At 57.8% G+C, this 18,672-nt stretch carries 17 protein-coding genes; 5 read left to right on the top strand and 12 right to left on the bottom strand.

Features of this window, described 5'->3' with window-relative positions; all coding sequences use genetic code 11:
* The first annotated feature begins 45 nt into the window (after positions 1 to 45).
* Entirely contained in the window at positions 46 to 1,539 is a 1,494-nt protein-coding gene (locus RTS12_RS10470; protein ID WP_312528202.1) for an NCS1 family transporter, read from the top strand.
* 177 nt (positions 1,540 to 1,716) lie between these two features.
* On the opposite strand, the gene RTS12_RS10465 is transcribed toward RTS12_RS10470, so the two are convergent.
* Positions 1,717 to 3,276, bottom strand: coding sequence for a D-aminopeptidase (locus RTS12_RS10465; protein ID WP_312528201.1), 1,560 nt, complete (start codon positions 3,274 to 3,276; stop codon positions 1,717 to 1,719).
* Positions 3,277 to 3,478: 202 nt separating this feature from the next.
* On the opposite strand from RTS12_RS10465, the gene RTS12_RS10460 reads away from it, so the two are divergent.
* Both RTS12_RS10460 and RTS12_RS10455 read left to right on the top strand, forming a co-directional pair.
* A complete protein-coding gene (locus RTS12_RS10460; protein ID WP_312528199.1) occupies positions 3,479 to 3,718 on the top strand; it encodes an AbrB/MazE/SpoVT family DNA-binding domain-containing protein in 240 nt (79 codons plus the stop codon).
* Positions 3,715 to 4,122: a type II toxin-antitoxin system VapC family toxin gene (locus RTS12_RS10455; RefSeq protein ID WP_312528197.1), complete on the top strand. Its 408-nt coding sequence runs from the start codon at positions 3,715 to 3,717 to the stop codon at positions 4,120 to 4,122. The genes RTS12_RS10460 and RTS12_RS10455 overlap by 4 nt, the downstream gene beginning before the upstream one ends.
* Positions 4,123 to 4,143: 21 nt before the next feature.
* On the opposite strand, the gene RTS12_RS10450 is transcribed toward RTS12_RS10455, so the two are convergent.
* From RTS12_RS10450 to RTS12_RS10425, 6 genes are all read right to left on the bottom strand, one after another.
* Positions 4,144 to 5,949 (bottom strand): ABC transporter ATP-binding protein, encoded by a 1,806-nt coding sequence (locus tag RTS12_RS10450; protein ID WP_312528195.1) that lies wholly within the window; start codon positions 5,947 to 5,949, stop codon positions 4,144 to 4,146.
* 1 nt (position 5,950) lies between these two features.
* Entirely contained in the window at positions 5,951 to 6,799 is an 849-nt protein-coding gene (locus tag RTS12_RS10445) for an ABC transporter permease (RefSeq protein WP_312528192.1), read from the bottom strand.
* A complete protein-coding gene (locus tag RTS12_RS10440; protein ID WP_312528189.1) occupies positions 6,796 to 7,746 on the bottom strand; it encodes an ABC transporter permease in 951 nt (316 codons plus the stop codon). The genes RTS12_RS10445 and RTS12_RS10440 overlap by 4 nt, the downstream gene beginning before the upstream one ends.
* Positions 7,747 to 7,752: 6 nt before the next feature.
* Positions 7,753 to 9,264, bottom strand: coding sequence for an ABC transporter substrate-binding protein (locus tag RTS12_RS10435; protein WP_312528188.1), 1,512 nt, complete (start codon positions 9,262 to 9,264; stop codon positions 7,753 to 7,755).
* 66 nt (positions 9,265 to 9,330) lie between these two features.
* On the bottom strand, positions 9,331 to 10,812 hold the full coding sequence (locus tag RTS12_RS10430; protein WP_312528186.1) for a M81 family metallopeptidase: 1,482 nt from the start codon (positions 10,810 to 10,812) through the stop codon (positions 9,331 to 9,333).
* Between the two features lie 379 nt (positions 10,813 to 11,191).
* On the bottom strand, positions 11,192 to 12,280 hold the full coding sequence (locus tag RTS12_RS10425; protein WP_312528184.1) for a D-TA family PLP-dependent enzyme: 1,089 nt from the start codon (positions 12,278 to 12,280) through the stop codon (positions 11,192 to 11,194).
* Positions 12,281 to 12,441: 161 nt separating this feature from the next.
* Between RTS12_RS10425 and RTS12_RS10420 the strand changes: the two genes are divergently transcribed.
* Both RTS12_RS10420 and RTS12_RS10415 read left to right on the top strand, forming a co-directional pair.
* On the top strand, positions 12,442 to 13,305 hold the full coding sequence (locus tag RTS12_RS10420) for a MurR/RpiR family transcriptional regulator (protein ID WP_312528183.1): 864 nt from the start codon (positions 12,442 to 12,444) through the stop codon (positions 13,303 to 13,305).
* A gap of 33 nt (positions 13,306 to 13,338) precedes the next feature.
* Entirely contained in the window at positions 13,339 to 13,725 is a 387-nt protein-coding gene (locus RTS12_RS10415; RefSeq protein WP_312528181.1) for a RidA family protein, read from the top strand.
* Positions 13,726 to 14,070: 345 nt separating this feature from the next.
* On the opposite strand, the gene RTS12_RS10410 is transcribed toward RTS12_RS10415, so the two are convergent.
* The 5 genes from RTS12_RS10410 to RTS12_RS10390 all read right to left on the bottom strand — a co-directional run bounded on the left by RTS12_RS10410 (position 14,071) and on the right by RTS12_RS10390 (position 18,448).
* A complete protein-coding gene (locus tag RTS12_RS10410) occupies positions 14,071 to 14,895 on the bottom strand; it encodes a transporter substrate-binding domain-containing protein (protein WP_312528180.1) in 825 nt (274 codons plus the stop codon).
* Between the two features lie 32 nt (positions 14,896 to 14,927).
* Positions 14,928 to 15,581, bottom strand: coding sequence for an amino acid ABC transporter permease (locus RTS12_RS10405; RefSeq protein ID WP_312528178.1), 654 nt, complete (start codon positions 15,579 to 15,581; stop codon positions 14,928 to 14,930).
* The gene (locus tag RTS12_RS10400) at positions 15,578 to 16,219 is read right to left on the bottom strand and encodes an amino acid ABC transporter permease (RefSeq protein WP_312528176.1); all 642 of its coding nucleotides are present in this window, start codon (positions 16,217 to 16,219) and stop codon (positions 15,578 to 15,580) included. Before RTS12_RS10400 ends, RTS12_RS10405 begins: the two co-directional genes overlap by 4 nt.
* Positions 16,219 to 17,016, bottom strand: coding sequence for an amino acid ABC transporter ATP-binding protein (locus RTS12_RS10395; protein ID WP_312528174.1), 798 nt, complete (start codon positions 17,014 to 17,016; stop codon positions 16,219 to 16,221). The genes RTS12_RS10400 and RTS12_RS10395 overlap by 1 nt, the downstream gene beginning before the upstream one ends.
* A 508-nt stretch (positions 17,017 to 17,524) precedes the next feature.
* Entirely contained in the window at positions 17,525 to 18,448 is a 924-nt protein-coding gene (locus tag RTS12_RS10390) for a LysR substrate-binding domain-containing protein (RefSeq protein WP_312528172.1), read from the bottom strand.
* Between the last annotated feature and the right edge of the window lie 224 nt (positions 18,449 to 18,672).

Here is an 18,672-nt window from a genome sequence, read left to right as displayed (position 1 = left end):
TGCCCATGACCACCGGCCTAAGCCGGGATTTAACAGGAGAGGACAATGACCATAACTGACCAGATCGGTACTGCCGATCCGACACGCTCTGCCCTGATTGAAGAATCCATTCTGCCGACCCGGCTGGATCAGCGTCCCATCGGAAAATGGGGCTATATCTGGATTTGGGTCGGCATCGCCGTGATTATTGCAACCTATTCACTGGGAGCGACGGGGGTTTCCGGCGGCATCAGCCTTGCTAAGGTAATCTTGACCATATTTGCAGCAAATTTGGTCATTGGCGCCTTCATGCTGCTGACAGCTGACATCGGAACCGAGCACGGCCTGTCGTTCGCGGTCTATCTTCGCGCGCCATTTGGCGTGCATGGCACCCATTTGCCTGCCGTATCACGCGGGATTGTCGCGGCGATTTGGTTCGGCATTCAGACCTATCTTGGTGCTTTGGCCCTGAACGGGATCGGCGAGTATTTCCTCGGCTTTTCAAACTGGTTTCTGTGGTACGCTGCTTTCGCAGTGGTGCAGGTTGCCAATACCGCGATGGGGATAAAGTCGGTCGAGAAGCTGGCGTCTTTGGCTGCCCCGGCCATTATCGCAATCTCGGTCTGGATGTATTTCACGTTAGATGGAATTGCGCAGACCAAGGGTTTGAATATCTGGAATGCGAACCTGCCGGGGTCCTTGCCAATCGCGGTGCTTTTTGTGGCGAATATGGGTTTCTGGTCGACCATGGCCATCGATATTCCGAACCTGACCCGTTTTCTGAAAGTCGAGCCGTCGCGCCAGTTCTCACGGCGAAATCGCAATGTTTTTGCGGCTCAATTGATTGCGCTGCCGGTGACACAGGCGCTGATCGCGGGGCTTGGGGCGGTTTCGATGCTGGCCACTGGGAATTGGAACCCGATCGAGGTCATTCAGGGGGACGCCACGGGGCTATCGCTTCTGGTCTTGCTGCTTTTGGTGGTGTTGGCGCAGTGGTCAACGAATAACTCGGCCAACCTGATCCCATCGGCGCTGACCTTTGTGAACCTTGCGCCGCGCGCCATCAACTACAAGATCGGTGTCGCCCTTGCAGGTGTGGTGGGCACGCTTAGCTTTCCGTGGTTGATCCTTGATAACCTGTTCGTTTTCTTGGGATATTACGGTGCGTTCCTGTCCTCGATCGGCGGGATCATGGTGGCGGATTATTATCTGATCCGACGCCGCCACCTGAATGTGCCCGAATTGTTTCAGTTGCATGGACAGTTTCGCTATACCGCTGGCTTTAACTTTGCCGGATTGGCGGCCTGGGTGATCGCGGGCGGGGTCGCGGCTTGGTTCGTCGAATATGCCGTGTTGATCGGATGCCCGCTGGGGCTGGTGCTCTATCTGGTTTTCATGCGTCTTTATGTGTTGCCCCGCAATCCTCAGGCGGAATTGGCAGGTGGCGACATGTGGTTGGCAACCTCGGTTGGGCGCAGCTGGGTCTATCAAAGCTCGGGTCAGTTCGTGCGCGAAGCCCAAGATGCGCAACACAGCGCGGTGGATCGCGAGGATCTTTGACTTCAACCTCTGCGCCCTTGCCAAAGGGGCGCAGATTTCCGAGGTGGCATCAGGCCCAAGGCCTTATGCTGCGGCACTATCTGGTTCGTCGCGCGGATCAACCAGCGGCCGCTTTGATAAGGGGCAGGTCGTTTCGGATGCGTTGACGATTTACGCAGAAATCAAAGAAATCCGGTGCTAGACCCGCTCGAATTCGATATTTCGTGCCAGCCAGCACCCGATCACCAGCCCATTGACCTTACCGTCCTGATCGCGACGGATTTGCAGCGTCCACTCGCCCGGTGGCGCGGCATCCATCGAGCGCCGCGTCGGCACAGACCATAAATCGGCGGCAAGTGGATAGACACGCTCCATCGGGCCTTGGCCCAAAGTGCCGCTAAAGCCGATATAAGTGCCTCCGCCGGCCGAGGTGATCTCGATCTCGGTGCCCATTTCTGCCGAGCGATAGCGCCCGGCGATCTGACAACCATCCGCCAGATCAATTGGCTCCACGGGAAGGGCCGTGACGGTCAGGTTTTCGCCCTCGCGGCGCATGTGGATCGTGCCATCTTTGCGCATAATATCCAGCCCTGTGGCCTTGGCATGGTCCGGCCCCACAGTCGTCAACATCTGCGGCGTATGCATATAGTTCATCTTGACGCCCGATGGTGTGGCTTTCGTGCGTAAAAACAAACCATTGTCTTGGTCCATCCAAAGCCCATTCCAATTACCCTCGGGCGTTGACGGCGCTGAGGGCTCCTGACCCAGCGCGGCATGGGCCAGCTGCCATGCCGCGCGGATCGCGCCGGATTCGTGGTTGAAATTGACATAAATCGACAGCCGCTCTGCCGCGACATGCATGCGATAGGATGAAAAGCCCCGCAGCGCACCGGCATGCCCAGTTGTCTGTCGTCCGCACAGGTGATCATGGCGCAAGCCATAGCCATAGTCCGCCGGGGTGCCATCTGCAAAGCTGACCGGGGCCGAGATCCGGTTGTAGAGGCTGTTTGGATCGTTGCGCGTGGCGTCGATATGGCACTCCCATGCCAGCATATCATTCAGAGATGCTGAAATACCGGCGTCACCGAACCAATATATGCCGTGCCCGGCTGGCAAAAATCCCAATTCGTGATTGCCTTCATAGCCAACGACCCCGTCCAGCGATTTGGAGGTATCGGCGGCAAGGCAGGCAGTTGACATACCGGCGGGTGCGAAGATCCGTTCAGCCAGCAATTCGCCAAAATCGCGGCCCGAGGCGCGTTCGATCAACTCGGCCAGCAAGCGGAAATTTCCGTTGGAATAGGAATAGTGCATGCCCGGCGTGAAATGCGTGCTTTGATAGGACTGCAGCAGCCGCAAACCGTCTTCGCGCGTGAAAATCGCCTCGGGGACGGCGCCATGCAGCACCGTCAATGCCCAGTAATCGCGCAATCCCGACTGGTTGTGACACAGTTCGGCCACCTGCGGCATCTGGCCCTTGAGGTGCGGCAAAAGTGTCGGCAACAGCGGATCAAGCACCTCGGGTGTGTCGAACATGTCCAGCAAAAGCGCGCAGGTCATCTGTTTGGAGATCGAGCAAATCGGCAAGCGTGTGCTGTCCAGCATCGGCTTGCGCGCATTCATGTCGGCATAGCCCCAAACGCGACGCGCGATGACCTTGCCGTCTTTGACCACACCCGCAACCCCGCCTGGCCCGCGATATTGGTTCGCAAGCAGGTCAAGCGCATGTTCCAGCGCGTCCAGATTGATCCCAGGCATCGGCATATCCTTTGGCTTGTCCGCTGCGAAATTCTGGCCTGTCCTTATGCCAGCAGTCCGCAGGGGGAAAGCCACCCTGCCGTGAAAATGCCCAAAAAGCCCAGTAAAGGGCCATTTCCTTGTGCCAGGACGCGGTCTGACGATACTGGACATAACCGGACGCATTATGGTATTACTTTTGGTATTACCGAAAGGAAACAAGATGCGCATCACCATCAAAGGACAGGTCACCATTCCGCAGGATGTGCGTAATCTTGCGGGCTTTCACCCCGGCACCGAGGTTGAGTTTTTGATAGGCGATGATGGCATCGTTCGTGTCGTACCTGCGGGTCAGGGGGATGGTAAGGGCGTATCTCGGTTGACGCAGGCAATTGCAGATTTGCGCGGCAGTGCAGATGTTTCGATGTCCACGGATGAAATCATGGCGCTGACGCGCGGATGACGCCGGTTCTGATCGATAGCAATATCTTGCTGGATATTGCCACCAACGACCCGATCTGGGCGGGTTGGTCTGCGGCGCAGCTTGCGCAGATCGGGCAATATGCGCGGTTGGTGATCAATCCGATCATCTATGCCGAGCTGTCAGTCTCGCATAGCCAGATCGAAACCCTGAATGCTCTGCTGCCCGAAGATGTCTTTCATCGCGAGCCGCTGCCTTGGGCGGCTGCTTTCCTGGCGGGCAAGGCCTATCTGGCCTATCGGCGCCGAGGGGGCGACCGCCGCTCTCCGCTGCCTGATTTCTATATTGGCGCCCATGCGGCCATTCGCGGCTATCGGCTGCTGACCCGAGATCGCGGTCGCTATGCGACCTATTTCCCCAAGATCGACCTGATCACCCCGCAATAACGCAAGGTGCATGCGCCGCGCCTAGTCCTGTGGCATCAATTGCACGAAATGGCCCGGCGAAACCTCGCGATATTCACGTTTGCGGTGAATGTAATCCAAGGGCCGCAGCGGCGAGCGGACCTCGGCGGCGGGGATGGGCTGCATCGTGCCACGGCGGCCTGGATCTGGGATCGGCACTGCCGCGATCAGGCGCTGGGTATAGGCGTGCTGCGGGTTGTTGAATATCTCTGCGCGCGGCCCGATTTCCACGATCTCGCCAAAATACATCACCGCGACGCGGTGACTGATGCGCTCAACAACCGACATGTCATGCGAGATGAATAGATAAGCCAACCCTCTTGTGGCCTGTAGATCCAACATCAGATTGGCGACCTGCGCTTTGACAGAGACATCAAGTGCCGAGACCGCTTCATCGGCAACGATCAGCTGCGGATCCAGCGCCAGCGCGCGCGCAATTGAAATGCGCTGGCGCTGCCCTCCCGAAAACTCATGCGGATAGCGTTCGGCCATATCGGGCGACAGGCCAACCTGGGTTAAAAGCTGGGCCACACGCTCGCGCGCTTGGGGCTTGGGCATCAGGCGATGGGTCAGCATCGGCTCGACGATGGCGGCCCCGACTTTGATGCGCGGATTTAGCGAGGCGAAAGGGTCTTGGAAAATCATTTGCGCAGATCGCCGCAGCCCGCGCAGTTGGTGCCCTTTCAGATGGGCAATGTCTTGCCCACCAATCACGACGCGACCTGTCGTCGGATCTTGCAAACGCATGATCGCCCGCCCGGTCGTTGATTTCCCACAGCCGGATTCGCCAACCAGTGCCAAGGTCTCGCCGGCATGCAGATCAAACGAGACATCTTCGACAGCATGGATGCGACCCTGCGGCAGTTCGAACCGCACCGACAGGTTTGAAACCGAGACAACCGGCTCGGCCTTGGCAACGGGGGCGGGCATCTCGGCCCCCTCGCTTGCCTGCCCGGTTTTCAGGTCAACCTCGGGAAAGCGGCGCGGGCCAAGTGCAGCCCCCATCGTCCCAAGGCGCGGGATCGAGGCCAGCAAGGCCTTGGTATAGGGCTGGCCGGGGCGCGAGAAGATCTGGGCAGTCGGCCCGGTTTCGACCATATCACCGCGAAACATCACCACGGTCCTGTCGGCGACTTCGGCCACCACACCCATGTCATGGGTGATGAACAGAACTGCCATGTTCTCTTCTTGCTGCAACTCACGGATCAGCGCCAGAATTTCGGCCTGAATCGTGACATCCAGCGCGGTTGTCGGCTCGTCCGCGATCAACAGGCGAGGCTTGCAGGCCAGCGCCATTGCGATCATGACGCGCTGGCGCATCCCCCCCGAAAACTTGTGCGGATATTCATGCAATCGCGATTTTGCGGCTGGGATACGCACCCGCTCCATCAGGTGCAAAGCCTGTCTTTCAGCATCGCGCCAGCTGATGTCGTTGTGAAGAACCAATGCCTCGGCCAGCTGGTTTCCGATGGTGAAAACCGGGTTCAGCGAGGTCATCGGCTCTTGAAAGATCATGCCGATCTCGCCCCCGCGAACCCGCCGCATCTGAGCTTCGGACAGGGCCAGAACATCTCGCCCGTTCAGCAGGATACGGCCTTGGCTGCGGGATTTATCGCGCGGCAAAAGCCGCATTGCGGAAAGTGCGGTGACGCTTTTCCCCGAGCCGGATTCCCCAACGATCGCAACGGTTTCACCTGCATCGATGTGAAAACTGATATTACGGATGACCGGGTTCCAACCCGCTGCTGATCGAAAAGAGGTGGTCAGATTTTCGACCGCCAAGACCGGCATTTGTGCCACTTCTGTCATGTCAGCGTTCCTTCGACAGACGCGGATCGACCAGATCGCGCAACCCGTCGCCCAGCAATTGCAGCGATAGCACCGAAAAGACGATGGCGAGACCGGGAAAGATCATCAGCCAGGGTGCATTGTTCATATACTCTCGCCCCGAGGCCAGCATGGTGCCCCAAGTCGGCATGTCAGTTGATACGCCCACGCCCAGAAACGACAGGCTGGCCTCTGCCAGCATCGCAGATGCAAAAACAAAGGTCGCCTGGACCAGAATGGGCGAGGCAAGGTTCAGCAAAAGATGCCGCGTCAGCACACGCCAGGTTGGCAAACCCAAGGTGACGGCGGCCTCGATATAGGGCATTTCGCGCAATACCAGTGTTGATCCGCGCACGATACGGGCAAGTCGCGGGGCATAGGTGATGCCCAATGCGATGATGACGGTGACAAGCGACGGCCCCAGCGCCGCAACCAGCGCAATCGCCAACAAAATATCGGGAAAGGACATCATGGCATCCAACAGCCGCGAAATGGGCGTGTCGAGGCGCGGGAAAAAGCCCGCCATGACGCCCAGGATGATGCCAAGGACGCTAGACAGGGCGACAACGCCAAGGCTGACCAAAAGCGATATGCGGCCCGCATAAATCGCGCGCGAGAAAATATCGCGGCCAAACTCGTCCGTGCCAAAAAGATGGGTGGCCGAAGGCGGCTTTAGCTTATTCACAATCGACAGCTTGTTTGGCGCATAGGGTGCCAGCAGCGGGGCTAAGATCGCGGCAAGCACCACGATCGACAGGATGATCATGCCAAAGACAACCGCGCGATTGCGCAAAAGCGGACGCATGGTACTGTAAAGGTTCGAAAAAATCATAGGCGCACCCGCGGATCGACCGCGACATAGAGCATGTCGACGATGAAGTTGATCAGGACATAGATCGCCGCCACCACCAGAAGCGTGCCCTGTATGACCGGATAGTCGCGCCGCAGCACGGCCGAGACGACCAGATTGCCAACGCCGGGCAGCCCAAAGACCGTCTCGGTGACGACCGCGCCTGCAACCAGCATGGCGACAGAGAGGCCGATGACGGTGATGATGGGAACCAGTGCATTCTTGAAGGCATGTTTCAAAACGACCCTGCCTTCGTTTGCGCCTTTGGCCCGCGCGGTTCGGACATAGTCATCACCCAGAACGTCCAGCATGGCCGCGCGGGTAAAACGTGTGATCAGCGCTGAATTCACCACTCCAAGCGCGACCGCGGGCAAGATCAGATGCTGAAGCCGGTCCAGAAAAGGGGTGTCGGGTCCACCATACCCAGATGCCGGAAGCCAACCAAGATTGACGGCGAAAATCTGGATCAGGATCAGACCCAGCCAAAAGCTTGGAATGCTGGCCGCGATCATGGTTACCGTCACGACGATCTGGTCAAAAAGCGTGCCACGCTTGACTGCCGACAAGATGCCGACGGGCAAAGCAATGCCCGACGCGATCAGGATCGAAAACAGGGTCAGGAAAAAGGTGGGCTCGGCGCGGGCAAGCAAAGCCTGCCCGACGGGTTGGTTCAAAAAGATCGAATGGCCAAGATCGCCATGAAGCAGCCCCCACAGAAACTTGCCATATTGCACCAAAAGCGGTGCATTCAGCCCCATCCGATCGCGAAGCTGCGCGATGTCCTCGGGGGTGGCATCCGATCCCAGCATGACCGCAGCAGGGTCGCCCGGTGTGACCCGTACGATTATAAAGACCAGTGTCGTCACGATAAAAAGAACGACCACCATTCCCATGATCCGCCTGGAAAAGGCGCGGGCGACCTTGCTCATTGCGGCTTACTCCTTCGGTGTGACGTTCCAGAAATGGGGCCAGTAAGTTGGCTCATAGCCGCTGACCCCCTTGGCCACGCCGGTCACGCCGTTAAAGTTCCCGACCTTGAACAGAGGGGCATCGTCGTAAATGACGGTCTGGATTCCTTCCCAGGCTTTGACCTTTTCCTCATCCGAAGTGGCGGCCATATAGGTTGCGACGGCCTTGGCCTTCTGATCGGAAACATACCAGCCGGGGTAGCTATCCGTGATGGTATTGATCGTCGTCGGATCGCCGGGAAAGTTCGAATGGGTGATGAAAATATCCCATTGCGCAGGGTCGGCCCGGCGTTCGGTCAAGGTTGCCCAATCGACGACCTGTAGGTCGACCTTAAACCCTGCCGTCTCGAGATAGGCCTTTGCGACCTCGCCAATCTTATAGTGGAATTCGTATTGGCGACTGGTCAGAATCCGCAGCGGCTGGCCATCATAGCCCGCATCGGCCAGCATCTTGGCCGCCCCCTCGGGGTCGCCATCACCATAGCGGGTCACCCCTGCCTCGGTGTGCCAGATATAGCCCTCGGGAAAGATCGAGCCGTCGACGCTAAAGAACTTTTCATCACCAAAGGCCGCCAGCATCATGTCATTTGGGTTCAGCGCCAGCTGTACCGCCTGACGCAGCTCTTTCGTCGTCAAAAGCCCCTGTTTCATATTCATATTCATCGATGCCCAACCGGCATTCTCGAAGATGACCGGGGCGGCGACGGTGCTTTCGCTGACGCGGTCAAAGGCGCTGACTGGCAGGGAATCGGCAAAGTCGAATTGACCCGCAATCAAGCCTTCGACGCGGGTATTGGCGTCGGGAACGGGCACAAAGCGGATTTCTTTGGCGATGGCCTCTCGCTTGCCTGCATAGTTGCTGATCTCGCCCTCGGGGGATTTATAGCCGTCAAAGCGCACAAGCTGGGTATATTGGTCAGGCTTGCGTTCTTTCAGCGCATAGGGGCCGGTGCCGATGAATTCGGTCAGCTCTTCGCCGATCTTTTCGGAAGGTACGATGATTGCCGCTTGGGACATCGTCGCCAAAAGCGGCGCATAGCGTGACTTCAGCTTGATCACGACGCCATGATCGCCGTCAGCTGTCAGGCTTTCGACAACTTCGGCAACCTGTTTGCCCTTCGAGTTGACCTTCATCCAGCGCTCTAGCGAGGCCACGACGTCCGCGCTGTCAAAAGCGCTGCCGTCATGGAATGTCACACCTTCGCGCAAGGGGATACGATAGGTCAGGCCGTCTTGCGAGACCTCGGGCATCGCGGCTGCCAGCAGCGGAACCGAGCGCCAGGCAGCATCATAAGTGAAAAGGGTCTCAAAAATATGCTGGTCAATGGTCAGCACGATATCGGTCGGGGTTTGCATGGCGTCCAGCGTGGGTGGTTCGCCAATCGTGGCAACGGTCAAGATGCCATCACCAGCCTGCGCCATGCCGGTAAACCCGGCCAGCAGGGCGACAAAGCTTGATGCGAGAGCGGTCCTTTTCATGTCGTGCCTTCCTGTTGTGGTTCGTTTTTGATTGATTATCAGTTGGATGCCGAAAAAGTCGGCGGCTTAGTCATCAAGACCAAGTGGGTCCGCGACGCGCGGCCACAGATTGTGACTGGCCTTGAGATAAGGGGTGGTCGCCGGCTCGGTCGGGTACGAGGTCGGCGCGGCGATATAGACCACCTCCGAGGTGATCGGCGCGAAACCGGCGTAGAAATGGTTGGTGGATTTCACCAAAAGATAGGCTTTATTGGCAAAGTCGATGCCAAGATTGGTGAAGATATCAGGCTCGTAGGTCTGGGTGCGGCTGGTGATCAAGATGATATCCATCTGGGTGCCGACCGGTCGGATGACAGCGGCCCGACCCAGGGTGACGCGGCTGTTGCGAAAGCTTTGCCACCCCTCAGAAACCACGCGGACGACCTGAACCCGCAGATCCAAAGGCTCACCGCCCTGCGCGCAGGATTTGCCGCCAATGCGCATCTCGATTTCGGCGCCTGCGCCTGCTGCATGGGCAAAACTGACCGCAACCGGATCCCAGATTGTCGCCACGCCGGTATCTGTCATTGCGCGCGCAATCATGCGGCGCAAAAGATCGGTGGCATCGCCAGCCACGCCGCCGCCGGGATTATCCCAAACATCGGCAATAACGACAGGCAGGTCGGGATTGGCCTTGCGCAGCGCGACTGCCCGGTCAAGCCCTGCATCGGGCGACAGCATCGGCATCGCGGTTTCGCGGCGCATCCGGTACAGCTCGTGACCAAGATCACGTGCCAAGGCCTCGCCTTTGGCCGCATCATTATCGGTCACGACCACGATCCGCGTTCCCATATCCGCAACATCACCGGCCATAAAGCCGTGGATGATCGAGATGGACAGAACGCCATCCTTGCCTTGCAGCGCCTTGATGCGATCCACATAGGCGCGCATGGGCTCGCGGCTGGTCGGATAGATCGTGATCATACGGCAATCGAAGGTCGAGATCTTTGGCCGGATTTCGCCCTTCAGGCTGCGCAGCGACAGATCGACGACATGCGCCCCTCGCTCTTCGAAATCAGTATGGGGAAACTCAAGAAAGGTCGCCATCAGATCAAGGTTTTGCACGCGCTTGTCCGTCAGATGGCTATGGGGATCGAATTCGGCCGACACCAAAACATTGGGTCCGACAATGGCGCGCACCTGCGCCAGCAGATCGCCCTCGGGGTCGTCATAGCCCTGGGCAACCATCGCGCCATGCAGGCCCAGGATGACCCCATCGACGGGCATGGCCGCGCGCAGCTGATCCAGGATCTGGTCGCGCAAATATTCATAGGTTGCACGCTGGATCAGCCCGGCAGGCTCGGCCCAGCAAGACGTCCCCTCGATCACCTCGAACCCTTCGGCTTTGCCGCGATGGCGCAGGATTGGCACGACAGACGAACACAGCGTAGGCGTGTCGGGATGCTCGCCCGGAGCGGCAAAAAATGCGGCACGAAAGGCCTCGATATCGGTTGGAACCGGCGAAAACGTATTGGTTTCGGTTGCAAGCGAGGCAGTGAAAATGCGCATGAGCAGCTTTCGATGACGAGCGGGCAAGTGAGGCACCATCGGATGCCTTAAAGGCGAAGTGACGGCCAGAAGCGTAATTTATTTACCCAATATTCGGCCATTCACGCCAGTTAAGTCAATAATTATTCGATATTTTCAAATATAAAGAAATTAATTTACGACACGAAGAAAATGGGTGGTCTTAAATTGCCCTTATTTTCGCTCGTGAAATTCTGCCCTTGATGCAGAACGCTGCGCAGCCTTGGGGATTATGGTGCCGCCGCCGTGCGGCAGGCAGGGCCGGTGAAAATCTTGCTGCGTAAAGCCACGAAATTTTCATGGCCATTTGGGGCGGGATTCCGCTGGCCGGGGGAATTCGCCCGGCCAGCAGAGAAAATTTTTACCAAACGGTGCCGCGTGCGGCGACATCTTCGACTCGGGTGACAATGCCGTTCCGGTGAAACACCATGCGATCAAACAGATTGCTGACGACGCAGGTATGGTTCGGTACAACCCGCACGACCGCGCCTATCGGCGGGAAGTCCCCTTCGACCGCGCTTAGATCGACAACAGCATGTTCTTCGGACAGGCCGATAATCCGCGCGCCTTTGGCCCCCAGAATTTCGCCATAATCGCTGAAACCCAGAAGATCCGAGGTCAGCGCCTTGGACCCCGCATCCAAGATCGCGCGGTCAGGGGTAGGGCGGGAAACCACGGTTGCCAGAATGGTCATTGCCAGATCGTCAGGCCCGCATTGCCCCGCGCGCACCATGCTGCGATCGTTATAGATATACGTCCCGGCGCGATGTTCGGTTGCCGAAGGCACCAGATGCGCCAGGTACAGATCGGGCGATCCACCGCTAGAGCGGACCGGGCAGGCAATACCCTTGGCCGCCAGACCTTGCATGGTCTTGGTCAAAAAGTCCTCGACCTCGGCTGCACCGCCGGGCGCGGGATAGGTCATCAGACCCAGAAACTCGAGACCGGGCGCGGCAACGATTTTTTCGGCCAGCGCAATTGCCGCCTCGGGGGTTTGGACACCGCAGCGCCGCCCGCCCGTATCGCATTCGACCATCACGCGCAAAGGTCGCGCGGCATCGAAGGTCGCGCCCAGCCCCTCGATCACCGTGGCGCTGTCAGCGACGACCGACAGACGCGCGACCCGATCGTTCAGCGCCTTCAGACGCGCCAATTTGGCGGCGCCCAGAATGTCATAGGTAATCAGAATATCGTCAAAGCCGGCATCGGCAAAGACCTCGGCCTCGGTGATTTTCTGGCAGTTGATGCCGCAGGCCCCCGCTTCGATCTGCTGCCTGGCCAGCGCAGGGATCTTATGGGTCTTGATATGAGGCCGAAATGCCTTGCCGTTTTGCGCCATATAGGTCTGGGCGCGTGCGATATTCTTTTCAAGAATGGTTTCGTCGATGACGGGCATCGGTGTCGGAATATCGTCCAGCGCGGTTCCGGCTTCGGGCCAAGGGTAGGTCATATTTCACCTTTGGAAATGGTAGGGAATCACAGTCGTCGTATTTTATTTACGCATTTCAGCGTATATTCCCGCAGGTTTCCAGTCATCCTGCTTGACCAGAGCCATTATATGTAATTATTTTTCACCAACACCTTGAGCTTCATTCCGACAGGAGATCACGCTTGGACCTGTTTCAAACCCTTTCAGATGAGAAACAGATGCTATCCAAGCTGGATGCTCGCATTGCCAAGCTTGTGCTTGAGAATGTCGATCAGACGGTTCAGTCCTCGATCAGCGATCTGGCAGAAAGGGTCGGTGTCTCGGCCCCCACGATCACACGCTTTTGTCGGCGCATCGGCTGCAATAGCTATGCCGACTTCAAGGTTCAGCTGGCACGCATGACCTATGTCGGGTTGCGCTATCTCAAGCCCGAGGTCCCCACCTCGACGGCCGCCGAAGTTGCCGAGGATATTGTGACCAAGGCCCAGGACGCGCTTTTCAAGCTGCATCAACAACTGGATCTGCCGGCAATGGAAAGGGCCGCGCAACTGTTGCGTGGGGCCAGTTTTATTCAGGCGGTCGGGGCGGGGGGAAATTCCTCGATGATTGCCAATGAGATCCAGAACCGCCTTTTTCGTCTGGGGTGCCACGTACAAAGCACCAATGACAAATCGATGGCCCTGATGCTGGCGGCATCTGCGACGGCGGGAACGGTTGCGATTGTGTCGTCAATGGCGGGGCGCGACAACGAGCTGGTGCGGTGTCTGGATTTGTATCACCAAAACGGCGTCCCCACGATTGCGATCACGCAAAGCGGATCGCCGGTGGCGGCGCGATCCTCGGTCGTGATCCCAATCGACCTGGCAGAGGGTAAGAATATCTTTCGCCCGACGTCGACCCGTTTTGCCTATCTTGCAGCCATCGACGTTCTGGCCAACCTTGTTGCCTATGCCGATCGGACGCAATCTTTGCAGCTGTTGCGCCGGATCAAGGAAGAGCTGGTCAGCAACCGCGACGGTGATGATCGCCAATTGCTGGGCGATTGATCCTGACAAATATTCATCCAAACGGAGACTGACATGGCTATCATTCGTCACGGTGTCGGGGCCTCGAAAGGCTCTGGCCAAAAATCACTGCCCTTTGCTAAGGCGACCGAAGCTGATGGCTGGCTTTACGTTTCGGGACAGACACCCATGCGCAACGGTGAGGTTGTGGGGCAGGGGATCGCCGAGCAGGCAGAGATCGCCATCGAGAATATGCTGCAAATCGTCAGGGATGCCGGATATGATGTGGGCGATATCATGCGCGTCGGCGTGTGGTTGGACGATGCTCGCGATTTCTGGAGCTTCAACGGCGTCTTTGAAAAGTACTTTCACGAGCATCCGCCCGCTCGCGCCTGCGTTCAGTCCTCGATGGTGGTTGACTGCAAGGTCGAGGTCGACTGCGTCGCCTATAAAAAGAAGTAATTCTGCCGTGTGCGGGCAAAGAGCTTTGTCCGCACACCAAATCTGCACCATCCGCGACAATATGATGTCTTAGCGAGTTAAGGGCGCTTTTGTGCTATCGCGACGGGTGCATAAAACTGGCGTGCATCAAAGTTACGATGTTGGGCCACGCGATCGGGTTTGAGACCCAACAGCCGGGAAGTCAGAGCTTGTTTCGTTTCGAAACGGAGCCCACCGATCCATTCCAGCTCTCAATAAGCCGAATTATGTAAACTTAATCACACTGCAACCCCGTTGCTCTGGCACGGCTCGTTGGGGCTGCACAGAGCGGTCAGTTGGCCCGAACCGGGCCAACTGTTGTCATAATCACTGAACCAGACGCGGCTCGCCGACAGCCGCAGTCGATTCCGGCATGCCGAATTCTTTAAGGATTTCGACAAGGCGCCCGCTTGAATGCAGTTCGTTGACGATCTCGTCCACAGCGGTCAGCAGTTCGGAATTGTCTTTGGAAAGCGGTAGCCCTGCCTGCGGCGGCTCGACAGTGGCGCCGACGCGGTCATCTTTTTGCGCCACGACGATCTTGACGTCTTTCAAGGTGCCACCTTCTTGCGCGGCTGTGCCAACTGCCACACCGTCAAGCGCGGCGTCAATACGGCCGGCATCCATGTCCTGATAAAGCGCGACATAGTTATTATAGAGGCTCAACTTGTCGCCCATGATTTTTTTCATGTCGTTGACCCACATATAGCCTTGCACCGTACCCACGCGGCGTCCCTCAAGCGCCGAGATGGCGTCAACGCCATCCTTGGAGTAAATCCCCATCTGATCCAGATAAAGCGGTGCCGAGATGTTCACGACCTTGTTGCGCTCGGCCGTGCGGTAATAGTTGCCTATGGCCACATCCGCGCGCCCCGAGACGACATAGGGCACGGCAGTCGCATATTCCACGGGCGCGACCTTGATCTTCAGGCATTCGCGCGCCGCAATTTCCTTGACGATTTCACCGTCGATACCGCTTAGATCGCTTTCGCCCTTGGGGATCGAGAAAGGCGGAAATGTCGGGGCGGCGACGGTCAGAAACCCCTCTTCAACTGTGGTGATCTGATGCTTTGGTGTGCAGTCTTGCGCAAAAGCTGCCGATGAGGCCAGCAAGGCAAAGGACGTCAAGCCAACAGCGATTTTGATGTTCATATTGGACCTTCCTGTCAGTTTATTGTGTGTCTTCAGTAGGTTCTGCGGGTCTCGATCCAATGAACGACAAGCGTCATGGGAATGCAGACCATCAGGTAGAGAAGGCCTGCAAGCACCAGTGCTGGCAGGTATTGGAACGTATTGGTTCCAATTTCATAGGCCCGGCTGGTCAGCTCGGGCAGCGCGATCGCAAAGCAAAGCGAGGTGGTCTGAAAGATCAGGATGGCAAAACCCAAAAGGGCGGGAATGGCGATGCGCAGGCCTTGCGGCACGATCACAAAGCGCATCATATCCGTTCGGGTCAGCCCGATTGCCATGGCCGCTTCGCGTTGGCCCGCGGGAACTGAAAGCAAGCCCGCGCGAATGATTTCACTGGTATAGGCCGCGGTTGACCAACTCAAAGCCGCGACGCTGGCGCCAAACGAGGTCAGCGTCATCCCCGTGCTTGGCAGGCCGAAATAGGCAAATTGCAGCAAAACTAGCGACGGAGCCCCACGCCCAATCTCGACAATGATCAAAGCGATGGCATTGCTGGCGCGCGATTGCGACATCACGCCCAGTGACAGCAAAAAGCCCAAAGGCAGCCCGATCAACAGGCTTGCGATGGTGACGGTCACGCTAAGGCGAAGACCCGACAGCATATCGGGCAGCCATGTGCCCCCTTGCGACAGAATTTCCGAAATCATCTGGACACCTTCTTGCGCATACGCTGATCGATGACCCGCGTGGCCCAGGCGATGGGCAGGCTCAGCACGATATAGGCGACAGCAACCACGCTAAAAACTTCAAGCCCGCGATAGGTGGCCATGGCCTGCTGGTTGGCGACAAAGGTCATTTCGTTGACCCCAATCGTCGAGGCGATTGCCGAATCCTTAAGCAAACCAATCGCATAGGTCGCCAATGCGGGCAAAGCGACGCGGAAAAGCTGTGGTAAGATCACCTCTAGCCACATGCTGGTGCGGCTGATGCCAAGCGCGGCCGCGCCCTCCCATTGCCCGGCGTGAATTGACAGCAATGCGCCGCGATAGATCTCGGCCATATAGGCCGAAGCGATCAGGCCAAGCCCAAGGACCGCGGCTGGAAAGGGTTGGATGCGGATATATCCGCTGCCAAGGCCGAAAAAGATCACGAAAAGCCAGACGATTGGCGGGATAGACCGCACAAAGGTAATCACCGATCCTGACAGCAACCGCAGCCAGGCCAGCCGCGAGATGCGCGCCAGCATCAGCGGCACCCCAAGGACCATCCCGATCACAAGCGCAAGAAAGGTCACGCCCAACGTCCAGGGCAAACCGCGCAGAATATGTGCTGCAATCTCGGCCATTAGCGATCCCTGACCGCATGAAGAAAGCGCTGCGCACGAGCCGTCTGAGGATTGCGCATGATTTCGGCGCTCGGCCCGTATTCGATGGCCTTTCCATCGGCCATGATCATCACGTGATCCGAAACGCTTTCGGCAAATTGCATCTCATGGGTGACGACAATCATCGTCATGCCGTCCTGTGCCAGCTCTCGCATGACCGACAGCACCTCTAGGCCCAGCTCGGGGTCCAGCGCAGACGTGGGCTCGTCAAACAGCATAACCTTGGGGCTAAGGGCCAAGGCGCGGGCAATCGCGATACGCTGTTGCTGCCCCCCCGAGCAGCGGTGCGGATATTCGCGCGCCTTCTGTTCCAGCCCGACACGCTTGAGCAATTCGATCGAGCGGGCGTCAGCCTCGGCCTGGCTGCGTTTGGCAATGCGTTTCTGGGCGAAGCTGACATTTTCCAGCACCGTCATATGGGGGAAAAGGTTAAAGGACTGAAAGACCATGCCCGCCATACGGCGCAATTCCAGGATCTGGCGCTGGCTTGGATGTTTGCCCGCATCGATCTTGACCCCGGCGACCTCGATGTTTCCGATGTCGGGGGTCTCAAGAAAATTCAGACAGCGCAGCAAAGTGCTTTTGCCCGAGCCACTTGGCCCGATGATCGCCAAAACCTCGCCCGATTTCACCTCAAGGCTGATGTTTTGCAAAACCTCTAGGCTGCCAAAGCTTTTTCCAAGCGAGTCTACGCGAACCAGCGTTTTTTGATTTTCCAGTAACAGCGCCTTCGCCCTTCCCGTCTTTGTCCAAAGCACGCATTCCATGGCCCCAAATTACGAAATGTCATGTCCATGAGGGACATCGGGAGGCCTGGGTTGTGGGGTGTTTGGTTATTGCTTTCGATACCGCCCCACTGTGGCGCGCTGGCGTGCCAGGCCAAATCAAGAAAACCGGGAGAATGACAAGATTTTCTTGTCATTTATGGACAAGACACCAAGACCCTGCCTGGGAATGCGTCAAGTTTCGTCCGCAAGCCAAGAAAGGCGCGGGCTGAATTGACCGAGGGGTGCCGCGACAGCAGGCATGGATGGCAGATCCACGCGGACCATTCGCATGATCCGGTCCAGCCTGATCCGATTGCCAATCAATATGGCAAAACCGCGATGGGTCTGGCGAGGGCTATGCCTGCATGTTCTGTGAATGCCGCGACAATTCCTTGGCTGGATGATCCTTTGCGGCAAGGCCGTTAGGGATGCCCCTTGCGCGCGCAGGGAAATCATCGGGGAAGGCGCCGCAAGCTGTGCTTGCGGCAAGGCGCGCGGCTTAGTCGTGGCCCGCGGCGTCCCAGATCTCTTGCTCGATCCATTCGCAAAAGGCTGCAATCGGTTTGACGCGGCGGTTGGCCTTGGGCAGCACAAGGTAAAAGCCCGGTATCTGTGCCTCAGGCATTTTCTGCATGATCGCGCGGCCGAAAGGCGCAACCAACTTGCCCAGTTTAAGATCCTCTTCGGCGTCAATTGTGGAGATCAGCCCGACCCCCAGCCCGGCGACTGCCGCGCGCCGCATGGTTGCCGCATCCTGAAACAGCGTATCGGCATGGCAGGCGGCCTCGCAAACACCCAAATGCAGCAGCACGTCGCGCCACAGCTTGTCGGCTAAAACTGGATGCAGCAACGGCAGCTTCAACAGATCCTCGGGGCCGGAAATCTGGCGCGCCAGCTCGGGGGTACAGCATATTTCCTTGTAATCACGCAGTAAAAGCGTTGCCTGATTTTGCTTCCACGTCCCCTCATAGCCCCATTGAATCGCGACATCGACATCGTCCGAGACAAAGTTCGGCAGCTCGACCATTGTGGTCAGCCGCAAATCGGCATCTCGCATCCTGTCCCGAAACCGCGCCAGACGGTCTAACAGATAGCGGGTCGCAAAATAGGGGCTGGCATTGACGTTGATGCGGTTACGACGACCCAGCTTGGTCACCCGGCGCACCCCTTCGGCCATTTCGTCGAAGGCAGATTGAATATAATGGGCCAGCAAGATTGCCTGCTCATTGGGTTCAATTGCACGGCCCTTGCGTTCAAACAGCTCGATCCCAAGCGTTTCTTCCAGCAATTTGATTTGCTGAGAAACCGCCTGCGGCGTGACCAGCAGCTCATCTGCCGCACTTCGGAAGCTGCGATGGCGTACAACGGTGTGAAAAACCCGCAGCGCGTTCAACGGCGGCAAGCGAAAAGGCCGCTCGCTCATGCTTGCCGCTTTCTGATGGTCATAGCCCTGCGATGCAGCGTCAAAATTTTGCCCTTCCCCGGCCCTTAGATAACCGCCTTTTCAAGGAAAGGTCGGTTCGCAACGATCCGCTCATAGCCAACCTCGGACAGGTCCAGCGTTTGGTAGCGACCATAGATGATCAGTTCCGAAACACCACGCCCGGCCGCCGGTCCCTGTTGCAATCCATGCCCGGAATAGCCGTT

The organism is Paracoccus sp. (in: a-proteobacteria), assembly GCF_032007265.1.
GTDB lineage: Bacteria > Pseudomonadota > Alphaproteobacteria > Rhodobacterales > Rhodobacteraceae > Paracoccus.
The sequence above is the reverse complement of the archived record's forward strand: the minus strand, read 5'-3'. Positions and strand labels throughout refer to the sequence as shown.

Bases quoted from the DNA above. Each gene is read 5' to 3' on its own strand.
- RTS12_RS10470 (WP_312528202.1), top strand. From the start codon at position 46: ATGACCATAACTGACCAGATCGGTACTGCCGATCCGACACGCTCTGCC.
- RTS12_RS10465 (WP_312528201.1), bottom strand. From the start codon at position 3,276: ATGCCTGGGATCAATCTGGACGCGCTGGAACATGCGCTTGACCTGCTT.
- RTS12_RS10460 (WP_312528199.1), top strand. From the start codon at position 3,479: ATGCGCATCACCATCAAAGGACAGGTCACCATTCCGCAGGATGTGCGT.
- RTS12_RS10455 (WP_312528197.1), top strand. From the start codon at position 3,715: ATGACGCCGGTTCTGATCGATAGCAATATCTTGCTGGATATTGCCACC.
- RTS12_RS10450 (WP_312528195.1), bottom strand. From the start codon at position 5,949: ATGACAGAAGTGGCACAAATGCCGGTCTTGGCGGTCGAAAATCTGACC.
- RTS12_RS10445 (WP_312528192.1), bottom strand. From the start codon at position 6,799: ATGATTTTTTCGAACCTTTACAGTACCATGCGTCCGCTTTTGCGCAAT.
- RTS12_RS10440 (WP_312528189.1), bottom strand. From the start codon at position 7,746: ATGAGCAAGGTCGCCCGCGCCTTTTCCAGGCGGATCATGGGAATGGTG.
- RTS12_RS10435 (WP_312528188.1), bottom strand. From the start codon at position 9,264: ATGAAAAGGACCGCTCTCGCATCAAGCTTTGTCGCCCTGCTGGCCGGG.
- RTS12_RS10430 (WP_312528186.1), bottom strand. From the start codon at position 10,812: ATGCGCATTTTCACTGCCTCGCTTGCAACCGAAACCAATACGTTTTCG.
- RTS12_RS10425 (WP_312528184.1), bottom strand. From the start codon at position 12,280: ATGACCTACCCTTGGCCCGAAGCCGGAACCGCGCTGGACGATATTCCG.
- RTS12_RS10415 (WP_312528181.1), top strand. From the start codon at position 13,339: ATGGCTATCATTCGTCACGGTGTCGGGGCCTCGAAAGGCTCTGGCCAA.
- RTS12_RS10410 (WP_312528180.1), bottom strand. From the start codon at position 14,895: ATGAACATCAAAATCGCTGTTGGCTTGACGTCCTTTGCCTTGCTGGCC.
- RTS12_RS10405 (WP_312528178.1), bottom strand. From the start codon at position 15,581: ATGATTTCGGAAATTCTGTCGCAAGGGGGCACATGGCTGCCCGATATG.
- RTS12_RS10400 (WP_312528176.1), bottom strand. From the start codon at position 16,219: ATGGCCGAGATTGCAGCACATATTCTGCGCGGTTTGCCCTGGACGTTG.
- RTS12_RS10390 (WP_312528172.1), bottom strand. From the start codon at position 18,448: ATGAGCGAGCGGCCTTTTCGCTTGCCGCCGTTGAACGCGCTGCGGGTT.